General features: G+C 71.7%; 23 protein-coding genes. 6 read left to right on the top strand and 17 right to left on the bottom strand.

Annotation, left to right across the window (positions count from 1 at the left end):
• From HQQ79_RS01485 to HQQ79_RS01495, 3 genes are all read left to right on the top strand, one after another.
• A complete protein-coding gene (locus HQQ79_RS01485; protein ID WP_173032261.1) occupies positions 1–1,137 on the top strand; it encodes an FAD-dependent oxidoreductase in 1,137 nt (378 codons plus the stop codon).
• A 202-nt stretch (positions 1,138–1,339) separates the two neighbouring features.
• Positions 1,340–2,386, top strand: a complete 1,047-nt coding sequence (locus HQQ79_RS01490; RefSeq protein WP_173032262.1) for a glycerate kinase — start codon at positions 1,340–1,342, stop codon at positions 2,384–2,386.
• A gap of 145 nt (positions 2,387–2,531) precedes the next feature.
• Positions 2,532–3,578, top strand: coding sequence for an NAD(P)-dependent alcohol dehydrogenase (locus tag HQQ79_RS01495; RefSeq protein ID WP_071404920.1), 1,047 nt, complete (start codon positions 2,532–2,534; stop codon positions 3,576–3,578).
• Positions 3,579–3,652: 74 nt separating this feature from the next.
• On the opposite strand, the gene HQQ79_RS01500 is transcribed toward HQQ79_RS01495, so the two are convergent.
• The 4 genes from HQQ79_RS01500 to HQQ79_RS01515 form a co-directional block, all read right to left on the bottom strand.
• Positions 3,653–5,119, bottom strand: a complete 1,467-nt coding sequence (locus HQQ79_RS01500; protein ID WP_173032263.1) for a hypothetical protein — start codon at positions 5,117–5,119, stop codon at positions 3,653–3,655.
• Positions 5,109–5,978: a TIGR03943 family protein gene (locus HQQ79_RS01505; RefSeq protein WP_173032264.1), complete on the bottom strand. Its 870-nt coding sequence runs from the start codon at positions 5,976–5,978 to the stop codon at positions 5,109–5,111. The genes HQQ79_RS01500 and HQQ79_RS01505 overlap by 11 nt, the downstream gene beginning before the upstream one ends.
• Complete coding sequence (locus HQQ79_RS01510; protein ID WP_173032265.1) at positions 5,965–6,978, bottom strand: permease; 1,014 nt, start codon at positions 6,976–6,978, stop codon at positions 5,965–5,967. The genes HQQ79_RS01505 and HQQ79_RS01510 overlap by 14 nt, the downstream gene beginning before the upstream one ends.
• 184 nt (positions 6,979–7,162) lie before the next feature.
• On the bottom strand, positions 7,163–7,741 hold the full coding sequence (locus HQQ79_RS01515; RefSeq protein WP_367948035.1) for a TetR/AcrR family transcriptional regulator: 579 nt from the start codon (positions 7,739–7,741) through the stop codon (positions 7,163–7,165).
• A gap of 106 nt (positions 7,742–7,847) precedes the next feature.
• Between HQQ79_RS01515 and HQQ79_RS01520 the strand changes: the two genes are divergently transcribed.
• Entirely contained in the window at positions 7,848–8,162 is a 315-nt protein-coding gene (locus tag HQQ79_RS01520) for a multidrug efflux SMR transporter (RefSeq protein ID WP_027464946.1), read from the top strand.
• Between the two features lies 1 nt (position 8,163).
• On the top strand, positions 8,164–8,517 hold the full coding sequence (locus tag HQQ79_RS01525) for a multidrug efflux SMR transporter (protein ID WP_071246233.1): 354 nt from the start codon (positions 8,164–8,166) through the stop codon (positions 8,515–8,517).
• A gap of 150 nt (positions 8,518–8,667) precedes the next feature.
• Here HQQ79_RS01525 and HQQ79_RS01530 read toward each other — a convergent pair whose 3' ends face one another.
• Both HQQ79_RS01530 and HQQ79_RS01535 read right to left on the bottom strand, forming a co-directional pair.
• A complete protein-coding gene (locus tag HQQ79_RS01530) occupies positions 8,668–9,807 on the bottom strand; it encodes a CE1758 family FMN-dependent luciferase-like monooxygenase (protein ID WP_027464948.1) in 1,140 nt (379 codons plus the stop codon).
• Positions 9,808–9,995: 188 nt separating this feature from the next.
• Complete coding sequence (locus tag HQQ79_RS01535) at positions 9,996–10,895, bottom strand: phosphatase PAP2 family protein (protein WP_173032266.1); 900 nt, start codon at positions 10,893–10,895, stop codon at positions 9,996–9,998.
• Between the two features lie 241 nt (positions 10,896–11,136).
• Between HQQ79_RS01535 and HQQ79_RS01540 the strand changes: the two genes are divergently transcribed.
• Positions 11,137–11,583 (top strand): DUF4383 domain-containing protein, encoded by a 447-nt coding sequence (locus HQQ79_RS01540; RefSeq protein ID WP_173032267.1) that lies wholly within the window; start codon positions 11,137–11,139, stop codon positions 11,581–11,583.
• Positions 11,584–11,864: 281 nt separating this feature from the next.
• Here the strand turns inward: HQQ79_RS01540 and HQQ79_RS01545 are convergent, their stop codons facing one another.
• From HQQ79_RS01545 to HQQ79_RS01595, 11 genes are all read right to left on the bottom strand, one after another.
• Positions 11,865–13,187: an ATP-dependent RecD-like DNA helicase gene (locus tag HQQ79_RS01545; protein WP_173032268.1), complete on the bottom strand. Its 1,323-nt coding sequence runs from the start codon at positions 13,185–13,187 to the stop codon at positions 11,865–11,867.
• The gene (locus HQQ79_RS01550) at positions 13,184–15,226 is read right to left on the bottom strand and encodes a cytochrome c oxidase assembly protein (protein WP_173032269.1); all 2,043 of its coding nucleotides are present in this window, start codon (positions 15,224–15,226) and stop codon (positions 13,184–13,186) included. Before HQQ79_RS01550 ends, HQQ79_RS01545 begins: the two co-directional genes overlap by 4 nt.
• A 194-nt stretch (positions 15,227–15,420) precedes the next feature.
• Entirely contained in the window at positions 15,421–15,708 is a 288-nt protein-coding gene (locus HQQ79_RS01555) for an HU family DNA-binding protein (protein ID WP_017886454.1), read from the bottom strand.
• A 290-nt stretch (positions 15,709–15,998) separates the two neighbouring features.
• A complete protein-coding gene (rpsN, locus tag HQQ79_RS01560; RefSeq protein ID WP_017886455.1) occupies positions 15,999–16,304 on the bottom strand; it encodes a 30S ribosomal protein S14 in 306 nt (101 codons plus the stop codon).
• Positions 16,305–16,306: 2 nt separating this feature from the next.
• On the bottom strand, positions 16,307–16,477 hold the full coding sequence (gene rpmG, locus HQQ79_RS01565; RefSeq protein WP_017886456.1) for a 50S ribosomal protein L33: 171 nt from the start codon (positions 16,475–16,477) through the stop codon (positions 16,307–16,309).
• Positions 16,477–16,713 carry a 50S ribosomal protein L28 gene (gene rpmB, locus HQQ79_RS01570; RefSeq protein WP_027464952.1) on the bottom strand — a complete coding sequence of 79 codons (237 nt, stop codon included), beginning with the start codon at positions 16,711–16,713 and terminating at the stop codon, positions 16,477–16,479. The genes rpmG and rpmB overlap by 1 nt, the downstream gene beginning before the upstream one ends.
• Positions 16,714–17,013: 300 nt before the next feature.
• Positions 17,014–18,501 carry a lipase maturation factor family protein gene (locus HQQ79_RS01575; protein WP_173032270.1) on the bottom strand — a complete coding sequence of 496 codons (1,488 nt, stop codon included), beginning with the start codon at positions 18,499–18,501 and terminating at the stop codon, positions 17,014–17,016.
• A gap of 60 nt (positions 18,502–18,561) precedes the next feature.
• Positions 18,562–19,257 (bottom strand): alpha/beta fold hydrolase, encoded by a 696-nt coding sequence (locus HQQ79_RS01580; protein ID WP_071246243.1) that lies wholly within the window; start codon positions 19,255–19,257, stop codon positions 18,562–18,564.
• Between the two features lie 10 nt (positions 19,258–19,267).
• Positions 19,268–19,693, bottom strand: a complete 426-nt coding sequence (locus HQQ79_RS01585; protein WP_027464954.1) for a Fur family transcriptional regulator — start codon at positions 19,691–19,693, stop codon at positions 19,268–19,270.
• A complete protein-coding gene (locus HQQ79_RS01590) occupies positions 19,690–20,628 on the bottom strand; it encodes a metal ABC transporter permease (protein ID WP_071246245.1) in 939 nt (312 codons plus the stop codon). Before HQQ79_RS01590 ends, HQQ79_RS01585 begins: the two co-directional genes overlap by 4 nt.
• Positions 20,628–21,473, bottom strand: a complete 846-nt coding sequence (locus HQQ79_RS01595; RefSeq protein ID WP_051596603.1) for a metal ABC transporter ATP-binding protein — start codon at positions 21,471–21,473, stop codon at positions 20,628–20,630. Before HQQ79_RS01595 ends, HQQ79_RS01590 begins: the two co-directional genes overlap by 1 nt.
• Positions 21,474–21,503 lie beyond the last annotated feature (30 nt).

Genomic DNA, 21,503 nt, shown 5'->3' on the forward strand with positions numbered 1-21,503 from the left:
ATGTCCTCCTCTCCCGGTTCCCCGGAACACATCGCACCCGTGGTCGTCATCGGTGCCGGGGTCGTCGGCGCTGCGACCGCGTACGCCCTCACCGCCCGCGGCGAGCGCGTCCTGCTCGTGGAACAGCACGCCCGCGGCCACCACCTCGGTTCCTCGCACGGTGCGACCCGGATCTTCCGGCAGGGCTACGCCGACCCGGAGTACGTCGCCCTGACCACCCGGGCGCTCGAACTGTGGGGAGCGCTCGAGGCCGCCGCCGGCGAGGAGCTCATCCTCCGTACGGGGGCCGTCGACCACGGTCGGCCCGAGGTCGTCGACGCGATCGCCGCCGCCCTCGCCGACGCGGGCATCCCGCACGAGTCCCTGACCCCGGACCAGGCGGCGGCGCGCTGGCCCGGCATCGCGTTCGAGGGGCGCGTGCTGACCCATCCCTCCGCCGGGCGCATCCGCTCCGACCGGACGATCGAGGTGTTCCTGACGCTGGCCGAACGGACCGGTCTCGCCGACCTGCGGTTCGACACGCGGGTCACCGGGCTCGAGGACCACGGTGACGACGTCACCGTGGCGCTGTCCGACGGCAGCGCGGTCCGTACCGCGTCCGTGGTGGCCGCCGTGGGCTCGTGGGCTCCCACGCTGGTCGGCGGGCTGCTCGCCGGACGCGGGGCGGGCCTCCCGGCCATCCGCGTCACCCAGGAGCAGCCGGCGCACTTCCCCAGTCACCTGCCGGACGCGGCCTGGCCGAGCTTCGTGCACTGGGCCGACGGCGACGACGTGTACGGGCTGCTGACGCCGGGCGAGGGCGTCAAGGTCGGGTTCCACGGCACCGGCCCCGTCGTCGACCCGGACCACCGGGACTTCGTGCCCGTGCCTGCCGAGGCCGAGCGACTACAGGCGTACGTCGCGCGGTACGTGCCGGGGGTCGACGCGACGAAGCCTGAGTTCATCAGCTGCCTGTACGATAACTCCCCCGACGAGGACTTCGTCATCGACCGGGTCGGGCCGCTCACGGTGGCGACGGGGTTCTCCGGGCACGGCTTCAAGTTCGCGCCGCTGCTCGGCGAGATGCTCGCGGACCTCGCGACGGGCGGGGTGCCGCGCCCGCGCTTCGCCCTGCCGGAGCCGTTGCCCGCGCCCTGAGGCCAGCGCGCGGTCGTTCGCGAGACGCCGGCGTGTTCGTTCGACGCCGCCATGTCGTCGAAACGCCGCCGGATCCGGAGGCGTCTCGAGGACAACGAGGCGTCCTGCGCGCACGCCGGCGTCTCGCACACGCGCACACGCGCACACGCCGGCGTCTCGCACGCACGCCGGCGTCTGGCGACCGGCCACTACGGTGGGAGCCGTGCGCATCATCGTGGCTCCGGACTCGTTCAAGGGCACCGCGACGGCGGCGTCGATCGCTGCGGCGGTCCGCGACGGCTGGCTGACCGAACGCCCCGACGACGACGTGGTGCTCGTCCCGATGGCCGACGGCGGCGAGGGCACGCTCGACGCCTTCGAGTCCGCGGTCCCCGGAGCCGTCCGGGTCCCCGTCACCGTGACCGGACCGGCCGGTACGCCGGTCGACACCCACTGGCTGCGACTGCCGGACGGCCGCGCGGTGGTGGAGCTCGCGGCGACGAGCGGCCTCCCCCTGCTCGACGCACCGATGCCGGACGCGGCGACGAGCCGCGGGTTCGGCGAGGCGATCGCCGCCGCGCTCGACGCCGGTGCGACGGGACTCGTGCTCGGCATCGGGGGCAGCGCGTCCACCGACGGCGGGCGTCCGGTGCTCGAGGCGCTCGGACTCGACAGCGGAGGAGCCGGCACCGGCGGCCTCCGCGCGCTCCCCCCGCTCGGTGTCACCGTGCTCACCGACGTGACCTCTCCGCTGCTCGGTCCGACCGGTGCCGCAACCGTCTTCGGCCCGCAGAAGGGCATCACGCCCGACCGTGTGGCGTCCTTCGACGACCGACTCGCAACCTGGGCCGCGCGCTTCCCCGACGTCCACCCGGACACCCCGGGCGCCGGAGCCGCCGGCGGTGTCGGGTTCGGCCTGCTGGTGTGGGGCGCCACGCTCGCCGGTGGGGCCGCGGCCGTCGCCGAGGTCCTCGGGCTGCCGGCGCTGCTCGACGGTGCCGATGTGGTGATCAGCGGCGAAGGGTGCTTCGACGGCCAGAGCGCCGTCGGCAAGGTGCCCTCGGTGGTCCGCGACCTGACCGCGGCGCACGCTCCCGGAGCCCGCTCGATGCTCGTCGCCGGCGCGATCGAGGCCCCGCTCGACGACTACGGGGCCGCCGCGTCGCTCACCGTGCTCGCGACGCAGACCACCGGCGAGCCCGACGACGCCCTCGCCGACCCGCTGCGCTTCGCCACGATCGCGGGGCAGCGGCTGGCCCGGCTCGCCTGAGCGAGCAGAACGACGCGAGCACCGCGACGCGCCGGTCCGCGGGCACAGGGGTGTCCTGGTTGTACCTCCCACCCGGCCGCGGCGGCGCGCACACTGGTTCCGGGCCGGAACCGGCCCGCAACGCACCACCCCCACGAGGAGATCATTGCGCACCGTCAACGCGTACGCGGCACCGTCAGCGACCGAGCCGCTCGTCAAGACCACCATCACCCGTCGGGACGTCGGCCCGGACGACGTCGCGATCGACATCGCCTACGCCGGCATCTGCCACTCGGACATCCACACCGTCCGCGGTGAGTGGGGCCCCATCCAGTACCCGCAGGTCGTCGGCCACGAGATCGTCGGCCACGTCACCGAGGTCGGCGAGAACGTCACCAAGCACAAGGTCGGCGACCGCGTCGGCGTCGGCTGCATGGTGAACTCGTGCGGCGAGTGCGAGAACTGCGTCGCCGGCCAGGAGCAGTACTGCCTCAAGGGCAACATCGGCACCTACGCCAGCGTCGACCCGGCCGACGGCTCGATCACCCAGGGCGGCTACTCGCAGGCCGTCGTGGTGAACGAGGACTTCGTCCTCCGAGTCCCCGAGTCGCTCGACATCGAGAAGGTCGCGCCGCTGCTCTGCGCCGGCATCACCACCTACTCGCCGCTGCACCACTGGAACGCCGGCCCCGGCACCAAGGTCGCCGTCGTCGGCATGGGCGGGCTCGGCCACATGGCCGTCAAGATCGCCGTCGCGCTCGGCGCCGAGGTCACCGTCCTGTCGCAGACCACCTCCAAGCAGGAGGACTCGCTCCGCTACGGCGCGAAGGCCCACTACGCGACGAAGGACCCGGAGACGTTCGAGAAGCTCGCGAACTCCTTCGAGCTGATCATCAACACCGTCTCGGCGAAGATCCCGATGGGTGCGTACCTCGGCCTGCTCAAGGTCGACGGCACGCTCGTCAACGTGGGTGCTCCGTCCGAGCCGCTCGAGGTGCCGGCCTTCGCGCTCATCCCGCGTCGGCTCAGCTGGGCGGGTTCCGCCATCGGCGGCATCCAGGAGACCCAGGAGATGCTCGACTTCTGCGCCGAGCACGGGATCCTCCCGGAGACCGAGCTCATCAGCGCCGACCAGATCAACGAGGCCTACGAGCGCGTGCTGTCCTCGGACGTCCGCTACCGCTTCGTGATCGACGCGGCCACGCTGGCCTAGTCGTCACCACCTGACAAACTGGAGGCCCGGTACCAGCTGGTACCGGGCCTCCAGTCTGTGTCGTCTCGGGACTGTCAGCCGACCTCGTCACCGGACGGCAGCGCGCCGCACCAGTCGACGGAGCCGGCGTCGATGCTCGCCTCGAGCGCGCCGGAGGCCGCGTCGACGATGCTCACGAGCTCGCCGGTCGCCGACTTCGTCGCGATCGCGACGAACTGGCTGTTCGGGGACGGGCAGACCGCGGTGACGCTCGCGTCGTCCGGGATCGTCACCGGCAGCCGGGAGGCCCGTCCCCCGTCCACACGCACGATCCGTGCCGCGATGGTGCCGTCCGACCGCACGTCACCCAGCACCCGCAGGTACGTGTCGTCGGACAGCTGGGCGATGCGGCCGAGGACGGCCGCATCGGTACTCGCGGCGGGCGCATGCAGCGCCGACTTCGACCCGTCCGTCAGGTCCAGCCGCTCGATGCCGGTGCCCGTCTCGACGACGGCCGTGGTGCCGGTGCCGACGAAGCCGTGCAGGTAGGTGGCGCTGCCGAGCCGGACCGGGTCGGCACGCCCGCTCATGTCGACGAGCACCAGGTCGTCGCCGCCCGTCCGGACCAGGGCGCTCTCGGTCCGCGGCACGTAGGCCCACTGCCCGACGGTCATCGGCACGGCGCCCGTCTTCGGCTTGCCGTTCGCCGCGATCGCCGTGGGCATGTGCGTGCCCGTCATGTCGACCACGTACAGGCCGGTGTTCCGGGACTGCCCGGTCGAGGTGTCGGCGTACTCGAACCCGAACGAGGCACCGTCGTCGGCGACGTGGAGCGCCGTGACGCGGCCCTCGGAGGTCGGCAGGGTGAGGTGTTCGACGGGGGCGTCGGCGTCCTGCACGCCACCGCTCAGCGCCACGATGTCGACGGACGAGCTGGCATCCGTGCCGCTCACGACCACCAGGGAACGGCCGAGCCGGGCGTACTCGGAGATCGCGGCGCCCTCGTAGACCGTGGTGGCGCCGCCCGCATCGAGGGATCGCCGGACGATGCGGTCCTTCGCCCCGGCCTGCCCCGGCACGAGTGCGAGCACGTCGGTGCTGCCGGTGCGGATCGCCGCCGTCAGGTCGGACGTGGCGCGCTGCCCGGGTGCCCGGACCCCCGCGACCGTCACGGTGTACTCGCGGTCGTAGGCCAGGGGGCCGGCGAACTCGACCGCGATCGTGTTGCCGCTCGAGGTCACGGTGTGCGGCGCAGCCGGGCTGACCCGTACGTCGGCGGCGGCGACCTTCTGCAGCGCCTGGTTCGCCGTCAGGATCACCCGCTGGGCCGGACGGGTGACGAGGCCGGTCGCGTCGTAGGACACGTCGCGGAGCCGCGGGCCCTGCTGCGAGCCGACGACCGCGGCGAGCGCGGCGACCACGGCGAGGACCACCACGACGGCGACGTACCGGCGGTGGAAGCGGTGTGCGACGGGGCGGCGCTCGCGGCGCTGGTCTCCGCGGCGGTGGCCTTCGTGGCGCTGTTCTCCGCGGCGCTGGTCTCGGCGGCGCTCAGAACTCATACGGGTCCTCGGGCTGCGCGATGTCGGTGATCTTCGCGGCCTTGACGACGATGCGGGCGTCGGCGGACTGGTCCGGGTTGGCGGCCAGGGCTCCGCGGACGGTGACCCACTGCCCCTCGTCGGGGACGGCCCCGGTGCCGTCGCCGGTCACGACGCCGAGGCCGACCGGTTGCGCGTCCACGGCGCAGCAGCTGATCACGAAGCGGGTGAGGGTGAAGGACCCGTCGTCGCCCGGCACCACGAAGCCGGACAGTTCGACCTGCTTGCCGACGAGGGCCGTGGTGTCGGTGGTCTGCCGGATCAGCGCGGCCCAGTCCTTGACGCCGTACTTCGAGGTGTCGACGCCCTCGCTGCCGAGCAGCTGCACCGCGGACTCGGAGCCGGTCGCGTTGGACAGGGTCGCGGAGTCCACGCTCCGCTGCTGGGCGGTGCGGGCGGACAGGGTCGTCGGCGGCAGGACGAGCATCGCGACCGTGACGCCGATCGTGACGACGGCGGCGGCACCGCCGAGGGCGAGGCGGACGGCGCGACCGCGGCCGGGGCGCGGCTCGTGGGCGTCGGCGTCGGCGTCGTGCTCGTGCCCGTGGGCATCAGCGGCGTCGTCGTGCTCGTCGGCAGGGGGCTCGTCCGCTTCGTCGCCGTGCGTGTGGCCGTACCCCCGGGCGGTGGCCACCAGTCCGGCGATCGACGCAGGCACGCCGACGGCGGCGAGCACGACCGTGAACACCGAGTACCGCGGGTTGATGTACAGGTCGAGGTGCCCGACCAGCGCGAGCCACAGCGTGCAGAGCGCCGCGGCCAGCACCGACCCGAGACCCAGGTACGCGGCCGCGTTGCTACGTGCATCAGACGAGGACATTCATCACCAACCCGACAGTTCCGGCGAACAGGACGCACACGACGGACAGCAGCACCAGGAAGCGGACCCGGAACGTCGTGCGCAGCAGGGCGATCATCTTGACGTCGATGATCGGCCCGATGATCAGGAAGGCCGTGATCGACCCGGGCAGGAACGTCGACGCGAACGACAGCGCGAAGAAGGCGTCGACGTTCGAGCAGAGCGACACCGTCATCGCCAGCAGCATCATCGCCGCGACGGACAGCACCGGGTTCGAGCCGACGGCCACCAGGGTCGAGCGGGGCACGGCGACCTGGATCGCCGCGGCGAGGCCGGCACCGACGAACAGCGCCGGCATCATCGTCGCCGTCTCGCCGCCGAACTGCGCGGCGCTCTGGCGCCAACGTTGCAGGCCGCGGGGCGCTCCGACGGCCGCACGGCACCGGGCCTCGAAGGCGGGGAGCAGCAGGTCGGCCGGACGGCGGTGCGCGGCGACGATCCAGCCGACGAGGTTCGCGATGACGAACCCGCCGACGATGCGCACCGGCAGGATCCACCCGGACCAGCCGAACGCCTGCGCGGTGCTGATGATGACGAGCGGGTTGAGGATCGGGGCCGCGACGAGGAACGTGACGGCTTCGGCCGGCGTGAACCCGCGCATCATCAGGCCGCGGGCGAGCGGGACGTTGCCGCACTCGCACACCGGGAACAGCATGCCGATCAGGGAGATCACGGCGCGACGGCCGAAGGCGTTCTGCGGCAGGACCTTCTCGAGCGCGCCGACCGGCACCCAGACCTCGACGACGATCGACAGCAGGATGCCGAGCACCACGAACGGCAGGGACTCGACGACGACGCTGATCGCCAGCGTGAGGAAGTCCTGCACGACGTCCGGCAGCCCGGTCGACCCGATGCTCGGGGAGAACAGCCGGATCCCCAGCAGGACGACGACGGCGAGCAGCACCAGGCCGGGGCCGGTGAGGCTCCGGGTGCGCTGCGGCGGCCGCGTGGTCGTCGTCACCGGGACAGGATAGGTGACGCGTCCTGCCCGGGGCTGCGCGGGCCCTCGCACCGTGCGAGGGGATGGCCGGTGAATCGTTCGGTGCGAGGTTCTGTACTCGGTGCGGGGTCGCGAGCCTCCCACCGAGTACGGAACCTCGCACGACCCGCGCGCCCCCCTCGCACGGTGCGAGGGGGCCGCGCGATCAGGCCGCGGCGACGCCTGCCAGGTGTCGGTCGAGTACGTCGATCGCCCAGTCGCCGGACTCCCCCGGAGCCAGTCGGACGACCTGCATCGCGAGCCCGTCCAGGAGCGCGTGCAGACGGCAGGCTTCGTACTCCCGGTCGTCCGCCGGCACGCCGAGCAACCGGAGGATCTCCTCGCACCACATCCGCATCGCCGCGACGGTGCGGTCGAGCGTCGGCCGGAGCGCGACGTCGGTGAGCGCGGCGTTGCCGAGTGCCAGGTAGACCTCGAGCTCGATGACCCGCTCCTCGTCGAGGGGCAGCAGCTCGAGCACGATCCGGCGGGCGCGTCGGGCGGGCGTGAGGTCAGCCGGGATGGCATCGATGCGCTCGCGGATCCGGTCGAACACGAGCGTGATGGTGTGCTCGCGGACGCTCGCCTGGGTCGGGAACGTGTAGCGGACCGTGCTCGGCGGCAGCCCCGCCTCGGCGGCGACGTTGCGCACGCTCAGCGCTCCGAGGCCGTCGCGGGCGAGGACCCTGCAGGCCGCCTCGGACACGGTGCGGCGCCGTTCGTCGACGTCCATGCTCCTGGCCACGACGCCATACTCGCACAGTCGTACGAACTCGTGCTACCGTCGATGTCGTTGTCGCACAGTCGTACGACAACGAGAACGAACGATCCCCGCAGGAAAGGACATCGTCATGGCATGGGCAATCCTCGTGCTCAGCGGCGTGCTCGAGGCCGTCTGGGCCACCGCCCTCAGCGCCTCGAACGGCTTCAAGAAGGTCGTCCCCACGATCGTGTTCGTCGCCGGGATGGCGCTGAGCATGGTGGGGCTGGCGTTCGCGATGAAGAGCATCCCGGTCGGCACCGCCTACGCCGTCTGGGTCGGCATCGGGGCGAGCCTGACCGTGGTCGTCGCGATCCTCCGACGGCAGGAGGCCGCGTCCTTCGCCCGCCTCGCCCTGGTCTTCGGCCTGGTGGCGTGCGTCATCGGCCTCAAGGTGGTGAGCTGACGTGGCGTGGATCGTCCTGTTCGTCAGCGCCGCGCTCGAGACCGTCTGGGCGACCGCCCTCGGCGAGAGCGACGGCTTCACCGAGCTCCGACCGACGATCGTGTTCGCCGTCACGATCGTGATCAGCCTGGTCGCCTTCGGCTACGTCCTCAAGCACATCCCGATCAGCACGGCCTACGCAGTGTGGACCGGTACCGGCGCCGCGCTCACGGTGCTGTGGGGCATGGCCACCGGCGCGGAGCCCGTCACCGTCCTGCGCCTGCTGTTCATCGCCGGCATCGTCGGGTGCGTCGTGGGCCTCAAGCTGGTGCCGGCCCGCCCCGCCGCGGAGCCTGCTGCCGAACTCACGCGCTGAGCGACAGCTCACGCACCAGCGACCCCGTGAGGTCTCGCTGGCCCCGTGACGTCGGCGCGGGCCCGAGGACGCGCGCCGAGACGGACGGGAGGCCCGGTGCCAGCTGGCACCGGGCCTCCCGTCCGCTCGTGGTGGCGCTCACGGCACGCGTCAGACGGACGCGCCCGTCCACTCGTCCTCGGCGGCGACGTGGTCGCTGCCGACGGTGCCGGCCGCCATCGCGGCAGCGGCACGTGCCGCGTGCGACGGCGGGTCCGACGGGACGTCGGCGGGGCGGCCCTCGTCGTTCAGCTTGCGCAGCTCCGGCACGATGTCCGTCGCCAGGATGTCGATCTGCTCGAGCACCGTCTTGAGCGGCAGACCCGCATGGTCGATGAGGAACAGCTGGCGCTGGTAGTGGCCGACGTGGTCCTTCATCGCCGCGTACCGGTCGATGACCTGCTGCGGCGAACCGACGGTGAGCGGGGTCTGGGCGGTGAAGTCCTCCATCGAGGGGCCGTGACCGTAGACCGGAGCGTTGTCGAAGTAGGGCCGGAACTCGTTGATCGCGTCCTGCGAGTTCTTCCGCGCGAAGAACTGCCCACCGAGCCCGACGATCGCCTGGTCGGCGCGGCCGTGCCCGTAGTGCTCGAAGCGCTGGCGGTACAGGCCGACCATCTGCTCGGTGTGCTGGATCGGCCAGAAGATGTTGTTGTGGAAGAAGCCGTCACCGTAGTAGGCGGCCTGTTCGGCGATCTCCGGCGTGCGGATCGAGCCGTGCCAGACGAACGGCGGGACACCGTCGAGCGGACGCGGGGTCGAGGTGAAGCCCTGCAGCGGCGTGCGGAACTTGCCCTGCCAGTTGACGACGTCGTTCTCCCAGAGCTGGCGGACGAGTGCGTAGTTCTCGATCGCCAGGTTGACGCCCTGGCGGATGTCCTGCCCGAACCACGGGTAGACGGGACCGGTGTTGCCGCGGCCCATCATCAGGTCCATGCGGCCGTCGGAGACGACCTGGAGCATCGCGTACTCCTCGGCGATGCGCACCGGGTCGTTGGTGGTGATCAGGGTCGTCGACGTGGACAGGGTGATGTCCTTCGTCTTCGCCGCCAGGTAGGCGAGCAGCGTGGTCGGCGACGAGGCCACGAACGGCGGGTTGTGGTGCTCACCGGTCGCGAAGACGTCGAGCCCGGCCTGGTCGGCGTGCTCGGCGATCGTCAGGATGTCGCGGACGCGCTGGGTGTCGTCCGGCGTGGTGCCGGTCGTGGGGTCGGTCGTGACGTCACTGACCGTGAAGATGCCGAACTGCATGATACGCCGCCTTTCGCGATTTCGATGCGTTTGCATCGACTTGCTCGGTACAACGTAGCGCACGGCGTGGCATTCCCGCCAGGCTCACGCCCGTCGGACGGGCGGCCTGGAGGCCCGACTCGGCTCCCCGGGTCAGCCGGGGGCCGGCAGCGTGGCCGGGTCAGCCGGCGGCCGGCAGCGTGGCCGTGTCAGCCGGCGGCCGGCAGCGCGGCCGGGTCGGTGCGCGCGGCGTGGTGCATCCCGTCGAGGAACCACACGATGGTCACGACCGCCAGGACGCTCGCACTGGACGCCAGCCGTCCCGCAACCAGGATCGCAGCGTGGTCGTGCGCGCCGCTGCCGGTCAGGCCGACCACGAGCGCCGCGACACCGATCGCCAGCGTGACCCCGGTCGCGACGAGGAGCACGACGCTCACCACCCGCCGCGGCCCCCGCCGACCGTCACGGTCGCCCCGGAGCCCGCGGTCGACCCGGGGCCCGACCGCGCGGACGATCCCGAGCCAGAACATCGCGATCGCGCAGGCACCGATGATGTCGCTGACCCGGTGCCAGCCGTAGACCACGGTCTGGTTCGCCACGAAGACCGCGTACCCGGCGCCGACGATGGTCACCAGCGGGCGGAACCGACGAGGCGTGACCATCAGGACGGCGAACAGCGCCGCCAGCGCGATCGTCGCGTGCCCGGACGGGAACGAGTTCGGCGTCGTGGACTGAGCGATCTCAGGGCGCACGGCGATACGCTTGACGAGCGTCGAGGTGGCCGCCGACGCGAGCACCACGACCCCCGCGCCGAGCCCCACCGAGAGCCGCCGTCTGGCGAACGCCACGGCGACGATCACGACGACGAGCAACAGGATCACCGGCACCGAGATGACGTTGAGCGCAGTGTCCGAACTGAACAGGTCGGACTCCCGGACCCCGCCGAGCGCGGCGTCCTCCGCTTTCTGACCGACCGGGGTCAGCACCGCGACCCCGTAGACGAGAGGCACGATCACGAACCCCAGAGCCGCCAGCGCAGCCCACCGCACCCGCCGCGAGACCCACGGTCCGCGCGACTCGGATGCACTGCGCTCGGGTGTCAAGGTCACCGGGCTGGTCCTCCTCGGGGTGGTCGTCGTCGGGCTCGTCGCACGACTGGCGGCGGCGCTGCGATTGGGTCGGTCGGGGTCCGACACGATACCGTTGGAGCACCGGCCGGAGGCTGGGAACCGCACCCCCGTCGGCCGTGCACTGCGCGCTGACACGAGGGGATCCGTGATCCCCGCCGGGCCGTCGCACCACGCGGGACCGACGCACGTCGCGTCGGCAGTGTACGAGGAGGAAACCGAAGTGGCCATCAAGGAACCGGGCATCATCGCCTCGCCGAACCGGGGTCTCGCACTCACGGCCGGCAGCGTCCTCGCACTCTGGGGCGTCCTGGGCTTCTTCTTCGCCGCCGACGGCGACCCGGGCTTCTTCAACCGCCAGGGCGGCATGCTGTGGAACGCGTTCGGCGTGAACCCGGCGCTCTGCTTGGTGTGGGTGCTGCTCGCCGCAGTGCTGCTCATCACCGGCCTCGGCAACACCGTCGGATCACGCAACGGCAACCTGCTCGTCGGGGTCCTGCTCGTCCTCTTCGCGGTGTACGGCTTCGTCTTCGTCGACACCTCGGCCAACGTCTTCGCCCTCAACACCACGGACAACGTGTTCCACGCCGTCGTCGGTGTGCTCCTGCTGCTCACCGCGCTCGGTGCCGACAAGGAGAACCTCCGCGCGCTGCGAGCGGCGCGCGCCTGACGCACCCGCTCGACGGCACTCCCCGACGCCCGTCTGCCGCTCCGGCAGGCGGGCGTCGTCGTGTGTGCGCGCGGCGGGGGCCCGCGGGTGTGTCGTCCGGTCACGACTCCCCCCTCAGGTCCGCCGGCCGGTCACGAACCGTCGACTGGGGCGCTTCGAAGCGACAGATCGTGACCGCTCGAGGCGGCACCGACGGGGAGTCGTGACCGCTCAACCGCCCCGCGCGCAACGGACGGAACCCGCTCGGACGGCGGCGTCAGGGCAGCCGCAGGTCGGACGCGTCAGTTGGCGTCGGGCTCGGCGTCGGGCTGCTTCTTCGGGGCCTCGAGCTCGGTGGCGACGATGCGGGGCGCCTCGGACATGAAGCGCCGGACGTCCAGGTCCACGATGATGTCCTGCGGCCGGAGCGGGCGGGTGAGGAACAACCCATCGAGCGAGGTCAGCCGCGACAGCGCCACGTACGTCTGGCCCGCGCTGAACACCCTGTTGCCGAGGTCGACCACGGCCCGGTCGTAGGTGCTGCCCTGCGACTTGTGGATGGTCACAGCCCAGGCCAGTCGGAGCGGGAACTGCTGGAACTCCCCGACGGTGTCCTTCTTGAGTTCCTTCTTGTCCGCGTCGTACGAGTACTTGAACTTCTCCCACACCGACGGCTGGACCTCGAACGACTCACCGTCGACGTCGACCCACACCGTGTCGCGGATGGCCGTCACGATGCCGAGGGTGCCGTTCACCCAGCGCTGGTCGGCGTCGTTGCGCAGGAACATCACGTGCGCGCCGGGCTTCAGCTCGAGGGCTTCGTCGGCCGGGAAGTTGCGTCCGCCGAAGTCGCCGTTCACGTCGGCCTTGGCGGTCTTCACCTTGCCGGGCAGCCGTTCGAGGGCCGCCTTGTTGATCCGGGCGACCGTGTCGTTGCGGGTCGCCAGGGTGATGGCGTCGTCCGGAGCCGGACGTGCCCCGGCGGTGTTGAGCTGCTCGGCGATGTCCGCGGTGACCCGACCGTGCCGGACCGCGGTGAGCATCGCGGCGAAGGCGTCGTCGCGCTGCCGGTGCACCGTGGCGAGCTCGATGATGTTGAGCTCGGCCTCGAGCCACACCTTGGCGTCGAAGAACCACATCGACCGGTAGTGGTCGGTGAAGTAGGCGCGCTCGTCGGCGTCGCCGGGCACCGGGGGCAGCTGGTACGGGTCGCCGAACATCACGACCTGCACGCCGCCGAACGCCTCGAACTGCCGACCGCGGGCCTTGCGGAGCGACCGGTCCATGCCGTCGAGCAGGTCGGCGTTGACCATCGAGACCTCGTCGATGACCAGGGTGTCGATCGTGTTGAGGAGCTTGCGGGTGTCCGGGCCCTGCCGCAGCTCGGCGTCGGCGATGAGTCCGATCGGCAGCCGGAACAGGGAGTGGATCGTCTGGCCGCCGACGTTCAGCGCGGCGACCCCCGTCGGGGCGCAGATGACGACCTGCTTCTCGGTGTTCCACGACAGGTGGTTGAGCAGCGTCGACTTGCCCGTGCCGGCCCGGCCGGTGATGAAGACGTGGTCGCGGGTGTGCTCGATGTACTCGAAGACGGCGCGCTGTTCGTCGCTCAGCTCGATGCTCATCGGGCGTCCGCCCCGGGCGAGGGTTCGAGGTCGTCACTGCCGTCGTCGAAGTCCAGGTCGTCCTGGTCGGCCCGGGCAGCGGGCTCGGCCGAGGCGGTCGGACCGGCCACAGCTGCGTCGCCGGCAGCAGCTGCGTCGACGACATCGACCGGGTCTCCACCGTCACGCCGCAGCCGCACGAGCACCACCACGACCACGGTCACCAGGAGCAGCACCCCGGCGACGATCAGGACGAGGCCGGCCCGGGCCTGGTCGACGAGCGGATCCGGGCCCCACGTCCGGCCCATCGCGCCGAACCACGAGGCCTGCAGCAGCCCGAGCGGCCCGCGCATCGCGATGCCGAGCGAGACCGTGCCCGCCGCGATCACCACGGCCCCGACGATCCGGACGGCCGCGGCAGCCGTGGTCGGACGACGGTGCCCGGCGGGGATCGGTGTGCAGAGCGTCGGGACGGCCAGCAGCCCGACCAGCAGGAACACGGCGTCGCTGACGGTGCGGCCGGTGGGGTCGCTCACCGACCACCGGACGGCATCGGTGGCGAAGAAGGCCCACCACAGGGCCGCCGCGAGCAGGAACGCGGGGAACGGCTGCACCAGGTACCGCACGGAAGGGTGCTCGACGATGACGTCGGTCCACTCACGCACGCCCGTGCTGTCGTCGTTCCGGGGGTGCACGGCGGCGCGGATCAGGGCGACGGGTGCCGCCGCCCACACCAGGGCGGGGACGACCAGGCCGAGCAGCACGTGGGCACCGACGTTCGCCGAGACGAGGAACCGGTCGTACTGGTGCAGCGAGCCCGAGGTCGCGACCACCAGGGACACGACCGCCAGGGCCGCGGCGATCGAGCGACGCGCCGGCCACCGCACGCCGCTCCGCCGCAGTCGCACGACGCCGGCCACGTAGGTCGCAGCGAGCAGGACGGCGGCCATCAGCCAGAACAGGTCGATGTTCCACTGGGTCAGCCAGCCCCACGCACCGGGCGCGTGCGGCAGCAGGTCGTCGGTCAGGAGCTCCGCGGGGCTCGGGTCGGTGGTCTTGCTCAGGGCGATCTGGTCGACCGGGGTGGCGGTCCGCCCGAGTGCCGCGGCGAACCCCGACGCCACGCCCATCACCGCGAGCTCGACGACGATGAGGGTCCAGAAGGGCCGCTGCCGATCGGGCGAGGTGGTCAGCGCACGGATGGCCCGACGACGCTGCACCGCGCCGAGGACCCCGATGGCGACGATCGCACCGATCTTCACCAGGACGAGCGTGCCGTACGGGGTGAACAGGTTCGACAGCGCCCCGACGCGGATCTGCGCCGACGCGGTGCCCGAGACGGCGACGAGCACGAAGCAGCCGAGGGCGATGCTCGAGTACCGGGCCACGACCGCCGCCAGCCGGTCGCCGGGCAGCACCCCGCGCAGCAGCACGAGCATGACGAGCCCACCGACCCACAGCGCCGCACCGACCAGGTGCAGCCCCAGTGCCGTCACGGCGGCGTCGTGGCTCGCGGTGCCGGCGGCGTGGCCCTGCTGCGCGAGCGGGATGAGGCCGATCATCGAGACGCCGGCGGTCAGGGCGACCATGCCCCGCGAACGGACGGCGAAGCAGAGCACCGTGACCGCCGCGGCGACGAGGACGGTCACGAGCCAGGCCAGCCCGAGCTCGGTGCCGGTGAGGAAGACCCCCATCGACTGCCCGAACTGCTCGTCGATGCTGATGCGCGAACCGGCGACGCTGAGGAACGTGCAGAACGTGGCGACGGCCGACGCGACCGTCCAGACGCCACTGGCCCCGGCGGCGACGTCGATCGCGCGGTTCCACTCGGGGCCGGAGCGCGAGAGGCCGATGGTCGCCAGCGCGAGCCCACCGATCGTGGTGGCCGCGGACAGGTCGACGACGAGCCGGGCGATCGGCAGCCCGAACCGGACGACGGGCCCCGGGTCGGCGATGAGTGCGGGGTTCGCGCCCCCACCGATGACGAGTGCCGTGAGCAGCGCCACGAACCCGACGAGCAGGAGCACGGCGGGACCGGCGATGCGCGCGATCCGATTCACCCGTCAAGCCTAGGCGGTGCCCACCCGGCCGACGGACGGGGCGAGCCGATCTGTGCAAACCGGCACGGACCTCCAGGCCGGACATGCGCACCGGGCGCACGCACGCCCGCCCGACCGAGCACACGTCCACGCACGCGCCCCGGGAACGACGAAAGGGACGGCCGAAGCCGTCCCTCCCGATGCGCGGAACAGTCTTACTTGACCGCAGCCTTGAGCTTCGAGCCGGCGCTGACCTTGACCGAGTCGCTCGCGGCGATCTCGATGGCGTCACCCGTCTGCGGGTTGCGGCCGGTGCGGGCGGCGCGGTGCGTCTTCTCGAAGGCGATCCAACCGGGGATCGTGACCTTCGTGCCGTCGGCGACGGACGACGAGACGACGCTGAAGAGCGCGTCGACGACGCCGTTGACGGTGGCCTGGCTCTGGCCGGACTCAGCGGCGACGGCAGCGACGAGCTCGGTGCGGTTCAGTGACTTGTCAGCCATGGATGTCCTCCTCGGACTTCTTGCAGTATCGGTCGGACGCACGTGTCGTCCGGCGCCCGGAGCGGTTGCCCCGTGCCACGGTGCCAGTGGGCCGAGGGCCCGGCGGAACCGGAGTTGAACCTACCAGCCGCCGGGGGTGAAAACCGCCGACTCGCCCGGATTTCCGGGGTTGTCGGGGCTCCGAGGGGGTGCTGGAGGGGCAGATGTGACGAATGACGGCTCGCGTGTACCCCGTACACAGCGAACGCCCCGCCACCAGGAGGTGACGGGGCGTCGTGTACTGCGAGTGCTTACCAGGAGCTCTTCGTGATGCCGGGGAGCTCGCCGCGGTGGGCCATGTCACGGAAGCGGACACGGCTGATGCCGAACTCACCGAGGTGGCCACGGGGGCGGCCGTCGATGGCGTCACGGTTGCGGTACCGGATGGGCGATGCGTCGCGGGGCAGCTTCTGCAGGCCCACGCGGGCGGCCTCACGCGACTCGTCGGTGCCGTTCGGGTCCACGAGGGCCTTCTTCAGCTCGAGACGACGCTCGGCGTAGCGCGCGATGATGACGGCACGCTGGTTGTTCTTCGCGATCTTGCTCTTCTTCGCCATGCTTAGCGCTCCTCACGGAAGTCGACGTGCTTGCGGATCACCGGGTCGTACTTCTTCAGCACGAGTCGGTCGGGGTTGTTCCGACGGTTCTTCTTGGTCACGTAGGTGAACCCGGTGCCCGCCGTCGAGCGGAGCTTGATGATCGGACGGATGTCCTGACCCTTTTTCGCCATCAGATCTTCTCCCCACGGGCGAGGAGATCCTTGACGACGGACTCGATGCCACGTGCGTCGATCACCTTGATGCCCTTCGCGCTGAGCGTGAGCGTGACGTTACGACGAAGCGAGGGCACGTAGTACGTCTTCTTCTGCACGTTCGGGTCGAAGCGACGCTTCGTCCGGCGGTGCGAGTGCGAGATGTTGTGACCGAAGCCGGGAACGGCGCCGGTCACCTGGCACACTGCTGCCATGGTTTCCTCCTGAGTACCGTGCGACCGGACGGCCGCACCCAAGTTCACTTGCCTGGTGCACACGCGCACCGTCACCGGGGTGACCGTGCGAGGGGGTTGTGTGCACCGCCCAGGTCCGCATCCCCTGTCGAAGGAGAGCCGGACACCGCGCGACCGCGGCGTTCGCGACGGTCGGAGGGCTTGGAACAACGGGTCCGCCGCGCGGACGCGGAGAACCAGGGGTCCACGTTACGCGAGGACCGGGCGTGTCGCAAGCCGCGCCTCCAGGCCTGGAGGCGCGTGGCGGTCGGACCGGACCGGTCACGCACCCGCGTGGTCGCCCCCACCGCCCGCGGCACGACCGCGCGGGAGCCCGACCGGTGCCATGAGCAGGTACCGTTCCCGCCGGATCCAGTACAGGCCCGTCTCCCGCCGCTCCGCCCGGGTGGCGAACCGGTAGTGGAACATCCGTGCGCGGACCCAGCGCGGCGGTTCCCCGTCGAACGGGTCGCGGGCGAGCAGCCGCAGCGTGGGCCGGTCGGCCTCGAGCAGCCGCACGACGAACACCCGGAACCACCGGTCGTCGGCACCGAGGGCCAGGAACCACATCAGCCAGTCGAGCCGCAGGTGGTACGGCGCGAACTGCCCGGGCCGACGCCTCGGATCGCCCGGCTTGCCGCGGAACTCGTACGGTTGCCAGTCCTCGTCGGACGGGTCCTCGGCCAGGGTTCCCTCGACGATGACCTCGTCGCGCTGCTGCGTCACACTGCCGAAGGCACCGTAGGCGTTCGCCAGGTGCCACCGGTTGAACGAGGCGTTCATGAGCTGCCGCCGCGACACCAGGTTCTTCGCGGCCGGCCAGGACAGCCAGGCGAGCAGCACCCCGACGGCGACCGTCACCGCGACGAAGGAGACCGGCGTCGCGGCCGGCCCGGCCTCGACGCTGTCACGCAACCAGGGCAGCACCGCAGCCACCGACCGGTCGTCGATCGCGGCGAAGGCCAGGACGAGGGTGATCCAGTTCAGCCAGGCGAAGTTGCCGGAGACCACCAACCAGAGCTGGGTGAGCAGGACGAGGGCCGCGGCGATCGACGCCACGGGCTGCGGCGCGAAGAGGAAGAACGGCACGACCAGCTGCACGAAGTGGCTGCCGAGCGTCTCGAACCGGTGCACGGGGCGGGGCAGCAGGTGGGCCGTCCGCGACACCGGGTTCGGCATCGGCTGCGTCTCGTGGTGGTAGTACAGCGCCGTCAGGTCACGCCAGGAGCGGTCCCCGCGCATCTTGATCATGCCGGCGCCGAACTCGAGCCGGAACACCAGCCAGCGCAGCGCGACGAGCACGACGATCGGCGGCGCGACGTCGTCGGAGCCGAGGAACGCGACGGTGAACAGCGCCTCGACCAGCAGGGACTCCCACCCGAACGCCCAGAAGGTCTGCCCGACGTCGGAGATCGACAGGTACGCCAGCCAGAGCAGCAGGAAGCACAACATCGGCACCCACCACGGGGCCCGTTGCGGGACACCGACGACCAGGGCGAAGGACACCACCGCTCCCCCGCCGGCGAGCAGCCGCAACCGGTTGTCGGTGTAGCGCCACCACCGCCAGACCACCGGCAGCCGGCGGGCGTACGGGCGCTCCATGAAGCGGGGCACCGGGAGCAGGCCGCGTTCCCCGACGAGCACCGGGAACTGGGCGAGGGCGGACAGGAAGGCGAGGCACGCGATCGCCGCGACGCCGCGCTGCACCACGAACCGGGCGACGTCGTAGTCGGACGCGCCCGCCCACTGCGTCCAGGCTGCGAGGTCCACGGGCGGGACGCTACGCGGGGCGGGCTGCGGTCCGTCTCGGCGTCTCGTCGGATGCGCCGCCTACGGCGCTTGCGTCGGCTTGGGCGCGAGCGCCTGCACCATCAGCTCCCCGAGCTGCTGCGGCGCCGTGAACATCGGCCAGTGGCCCGTCTCGAGCCCGACGATGGAGAGCTCCTCGGTCGCGACGAGCTCGGCCGCCCAGGCCTGGTGGTCCGCCACCATCGCCAGCAGCTCGGCGGCGGGGATCTCGCAGGTGATGATCGTCGCGGGGATCGTGTGCCGTGCCGGGTCGGCGTAGTGGAACCGGTCCGACGGCACCGAGGCCGGCTCGGGGATCGCCCGGTGCTCGACGTCCTGCCGGACCTCGGGCGTCATGCCCCGGACGGTGGCGGGTTCCCAGATGTCCCACGACGGCAGCGGTACGACCCCGTCGACCACGGGCAGCTCGTCGTTGACGCACCCGCCCTCGGGCCCCGGGAACGTGTCGACGTAGAGCAGGTGCGCGACGAGCGAGGGGCGCTGGTCGGCGGCCATGTACGCGATCGGCCCGGCACCCGAGTGTCCGGCCAGCACGACCGGTTCGTCGGCGGACGCGACGTCGTCCAGGATCGCGACCAACGCGGCGACCTGCTCGTCGAGCGTGTCGCCGTCGCGCGTGACCGCCTGCACCGAGTGCCCGGCCTCGCGGAGCACCGGGGCGACGTCGTCCCACGCGCTCGCGTCGAGCCAGAACCCGGGGACCAGGATGACGTGCATGCGGGGCAGGTTACTCGTCGGTGGCGGCGGTCGCGCGGGCTGCCGTGCAGACGGCGCACTCGCCGAAGATGTCGACGACGTGGCTGGCGTTGGTGAACCCGTTGGCGGCGGCGACGTCCTGCGCCCACTGCTCCACCGGGTCCGCTTCGATCTCGACGGTCCGGCCGCAGTTCCGGCAGATCAGGTGGTGGTGGTGCGCGTCCGTCGTGCACGCCCGGTACAGCGATTCGCCGTCCTGCTGCAGCGAGTCGGCGTCGCCCTCGGTGGCCAGGTCGGCGAGGGCCCGGTAGACCGTGGCCAGACCGATGGTCGAGCCCTCGTCCCGCAGGTGCTGGTGCAGCGCCTGCGCGCTGACGAACCCCTCGGTCGAGTCGAGGGCACCGCGCACCGCTTCGCGCTGCCACGTGTTCCGCTTGGTCTTCTGCACGGCGTTCATGCTGACACCTCTTCCTTCCGACCGGCTGTCGACGTCGTCCCTGCCTGGAGGCCCGGCTCGCCCCCGCCGCGCTGGTTCCGGCCGGCGACGCGGTTGCGTCCCCGCCTGTCGCGTCGCGACCCGATGATCCGGCAGACCACCCAGATCGCGAACGAGATCGTCGTCACGTACGGGCTGATGGGCAGGCCGCCGCCCAGTGCGAGCAGGATGCCACCGACGACCGACGTCACCGCGAACACCGTCGACAGCACCGGCACGACGACCGGGTGCGAGCTGAGGCGCAGGGCCGCGGCCGCCGGGGTGACGAGCAGGGACAGCACGAGCAACGCACCGACGATCTGCACCGACACGGCGGTGGCCAGTCCGAGCACGAGCATGAACACGATCGCGAGGGTCCGCACCGGGATCCCCGCGGCCGCAGCCACGTCGGGGTCGACCGAGGCGAACATCAGCGGGCGCCAGATGACGAGCAGTGTCGCCACGACGATCGCGGCGACCACGATCAGGAACGTCAGCTGCGGGTTGTCGACCGAGACGATCTGCCCGGTGAGCAACCCGAACTTGTTGGCGGCCCGGCCCTTGTAGAGCGCCAGGCAGAGGATGCCGAGCCCGAGCCCGAACGGCATGAGGACGGCGATGATCGAGTTGCGTTCCCGGGCACGCGACCCGAGGACGCCGATGAGCAGCGCGGCGATGACCGACCCGACGAGTGAGCCGGAGACGACGTTCACCCCGAGCAGCAGCGAGGCACTGGCCCCGGCGAACGAGAGCTCCGAGATGCCGTGCACGGCGAAGGGCATGTTCCGGGCGACGACGAACGGGCCGATGAGCCCGCCGACGATGCCGAGCACCGCGCCGGCCCAGATCGAGTTCTGCACCAACACGAGGAGCTGGCCGTAGTCCTGGAACGAGAAGACGGTCGACAGCACGTCCATCAGATCCGCCCTTCGTCCGGCTGGTCGGCGTGCGGGTCGACCTCGCCCGGGTGGTGCTCGTGGGCCTCGTTCGCCCCGACGATGACGATGCGTCCCATGGTGCGGACGACGTCGACGGGCGTGCCGTACAGGTCGCTCAGGACGTCGGCGCGCAGGACCTCGTCCGGGGAACCGATCCGGAACCGACCCCCGGCGATGTAGAGCACGCGGTCGACGACGTCGAGGATCGGGTTCACGTCGTGCGTCACGAAGAGCACGGCGGCCTCGCGCTGCCGGCGCTCGCGGTCGATGAGCTCGGTGATCCCGCGCTGGTGCCGCAGGTCGAGCGAGATGAGGGGTTCGTCGCACAGCAGCAGGGCGGGGTCGGCGGCGATGGCCTGCCCGACGCGGGTGCGCTGCTGCTCGCCGCCGGAGAGCTCGGCGACGGGGGCGTCCGCGAAGGCGGTGGCGCCGACCTCGTCGAGGACCCGGTCGATGCGCATCCGGTCCGCCTTCGACGCACGTCGGATGCCCCACCGGTGCCCGGTCACGCCCTGGGCGATCATGTCCCGCGCGCGCAGGGGCGTCCCCGCCTCCATCAGACGCTGCTGCGGGATGTAGCCGATCTTCCGGTGGCCGCGGTGCACCGGCTGCCCGAGGAACGACATCGTGCCGCTCGTCAGCCGCTGCTGCCCGAGGACGGTACGGAGCAGTGAGGTCTTGCCGGCGCCGTTCGGGCCGAGGACCGCGACGAACTCCCCCGGCGCGAGGTCGAGGTCGAGGCCTGCCCAGAGCTTCCGGGCGCCGTAGGACAACCCGGCGTCGCGGAGCGCGAGGACCGGACGAGCCGCAGCCCGGTCGTCCACCGTGGTGGTCGCCGGGCCGTGGGTCGCCGC

The sequence above is a fragment of the Curtobacterium sp. VKM Ac-2852 genome, assembly GCF_013205045.1.
Classification (GTDB): Bacteria; Actinomycetota; Actinomycetes; order Actinomycetales; family Microbacteriaceae; genus Curtobacterium; species Curtobacterium flaccumfaciens.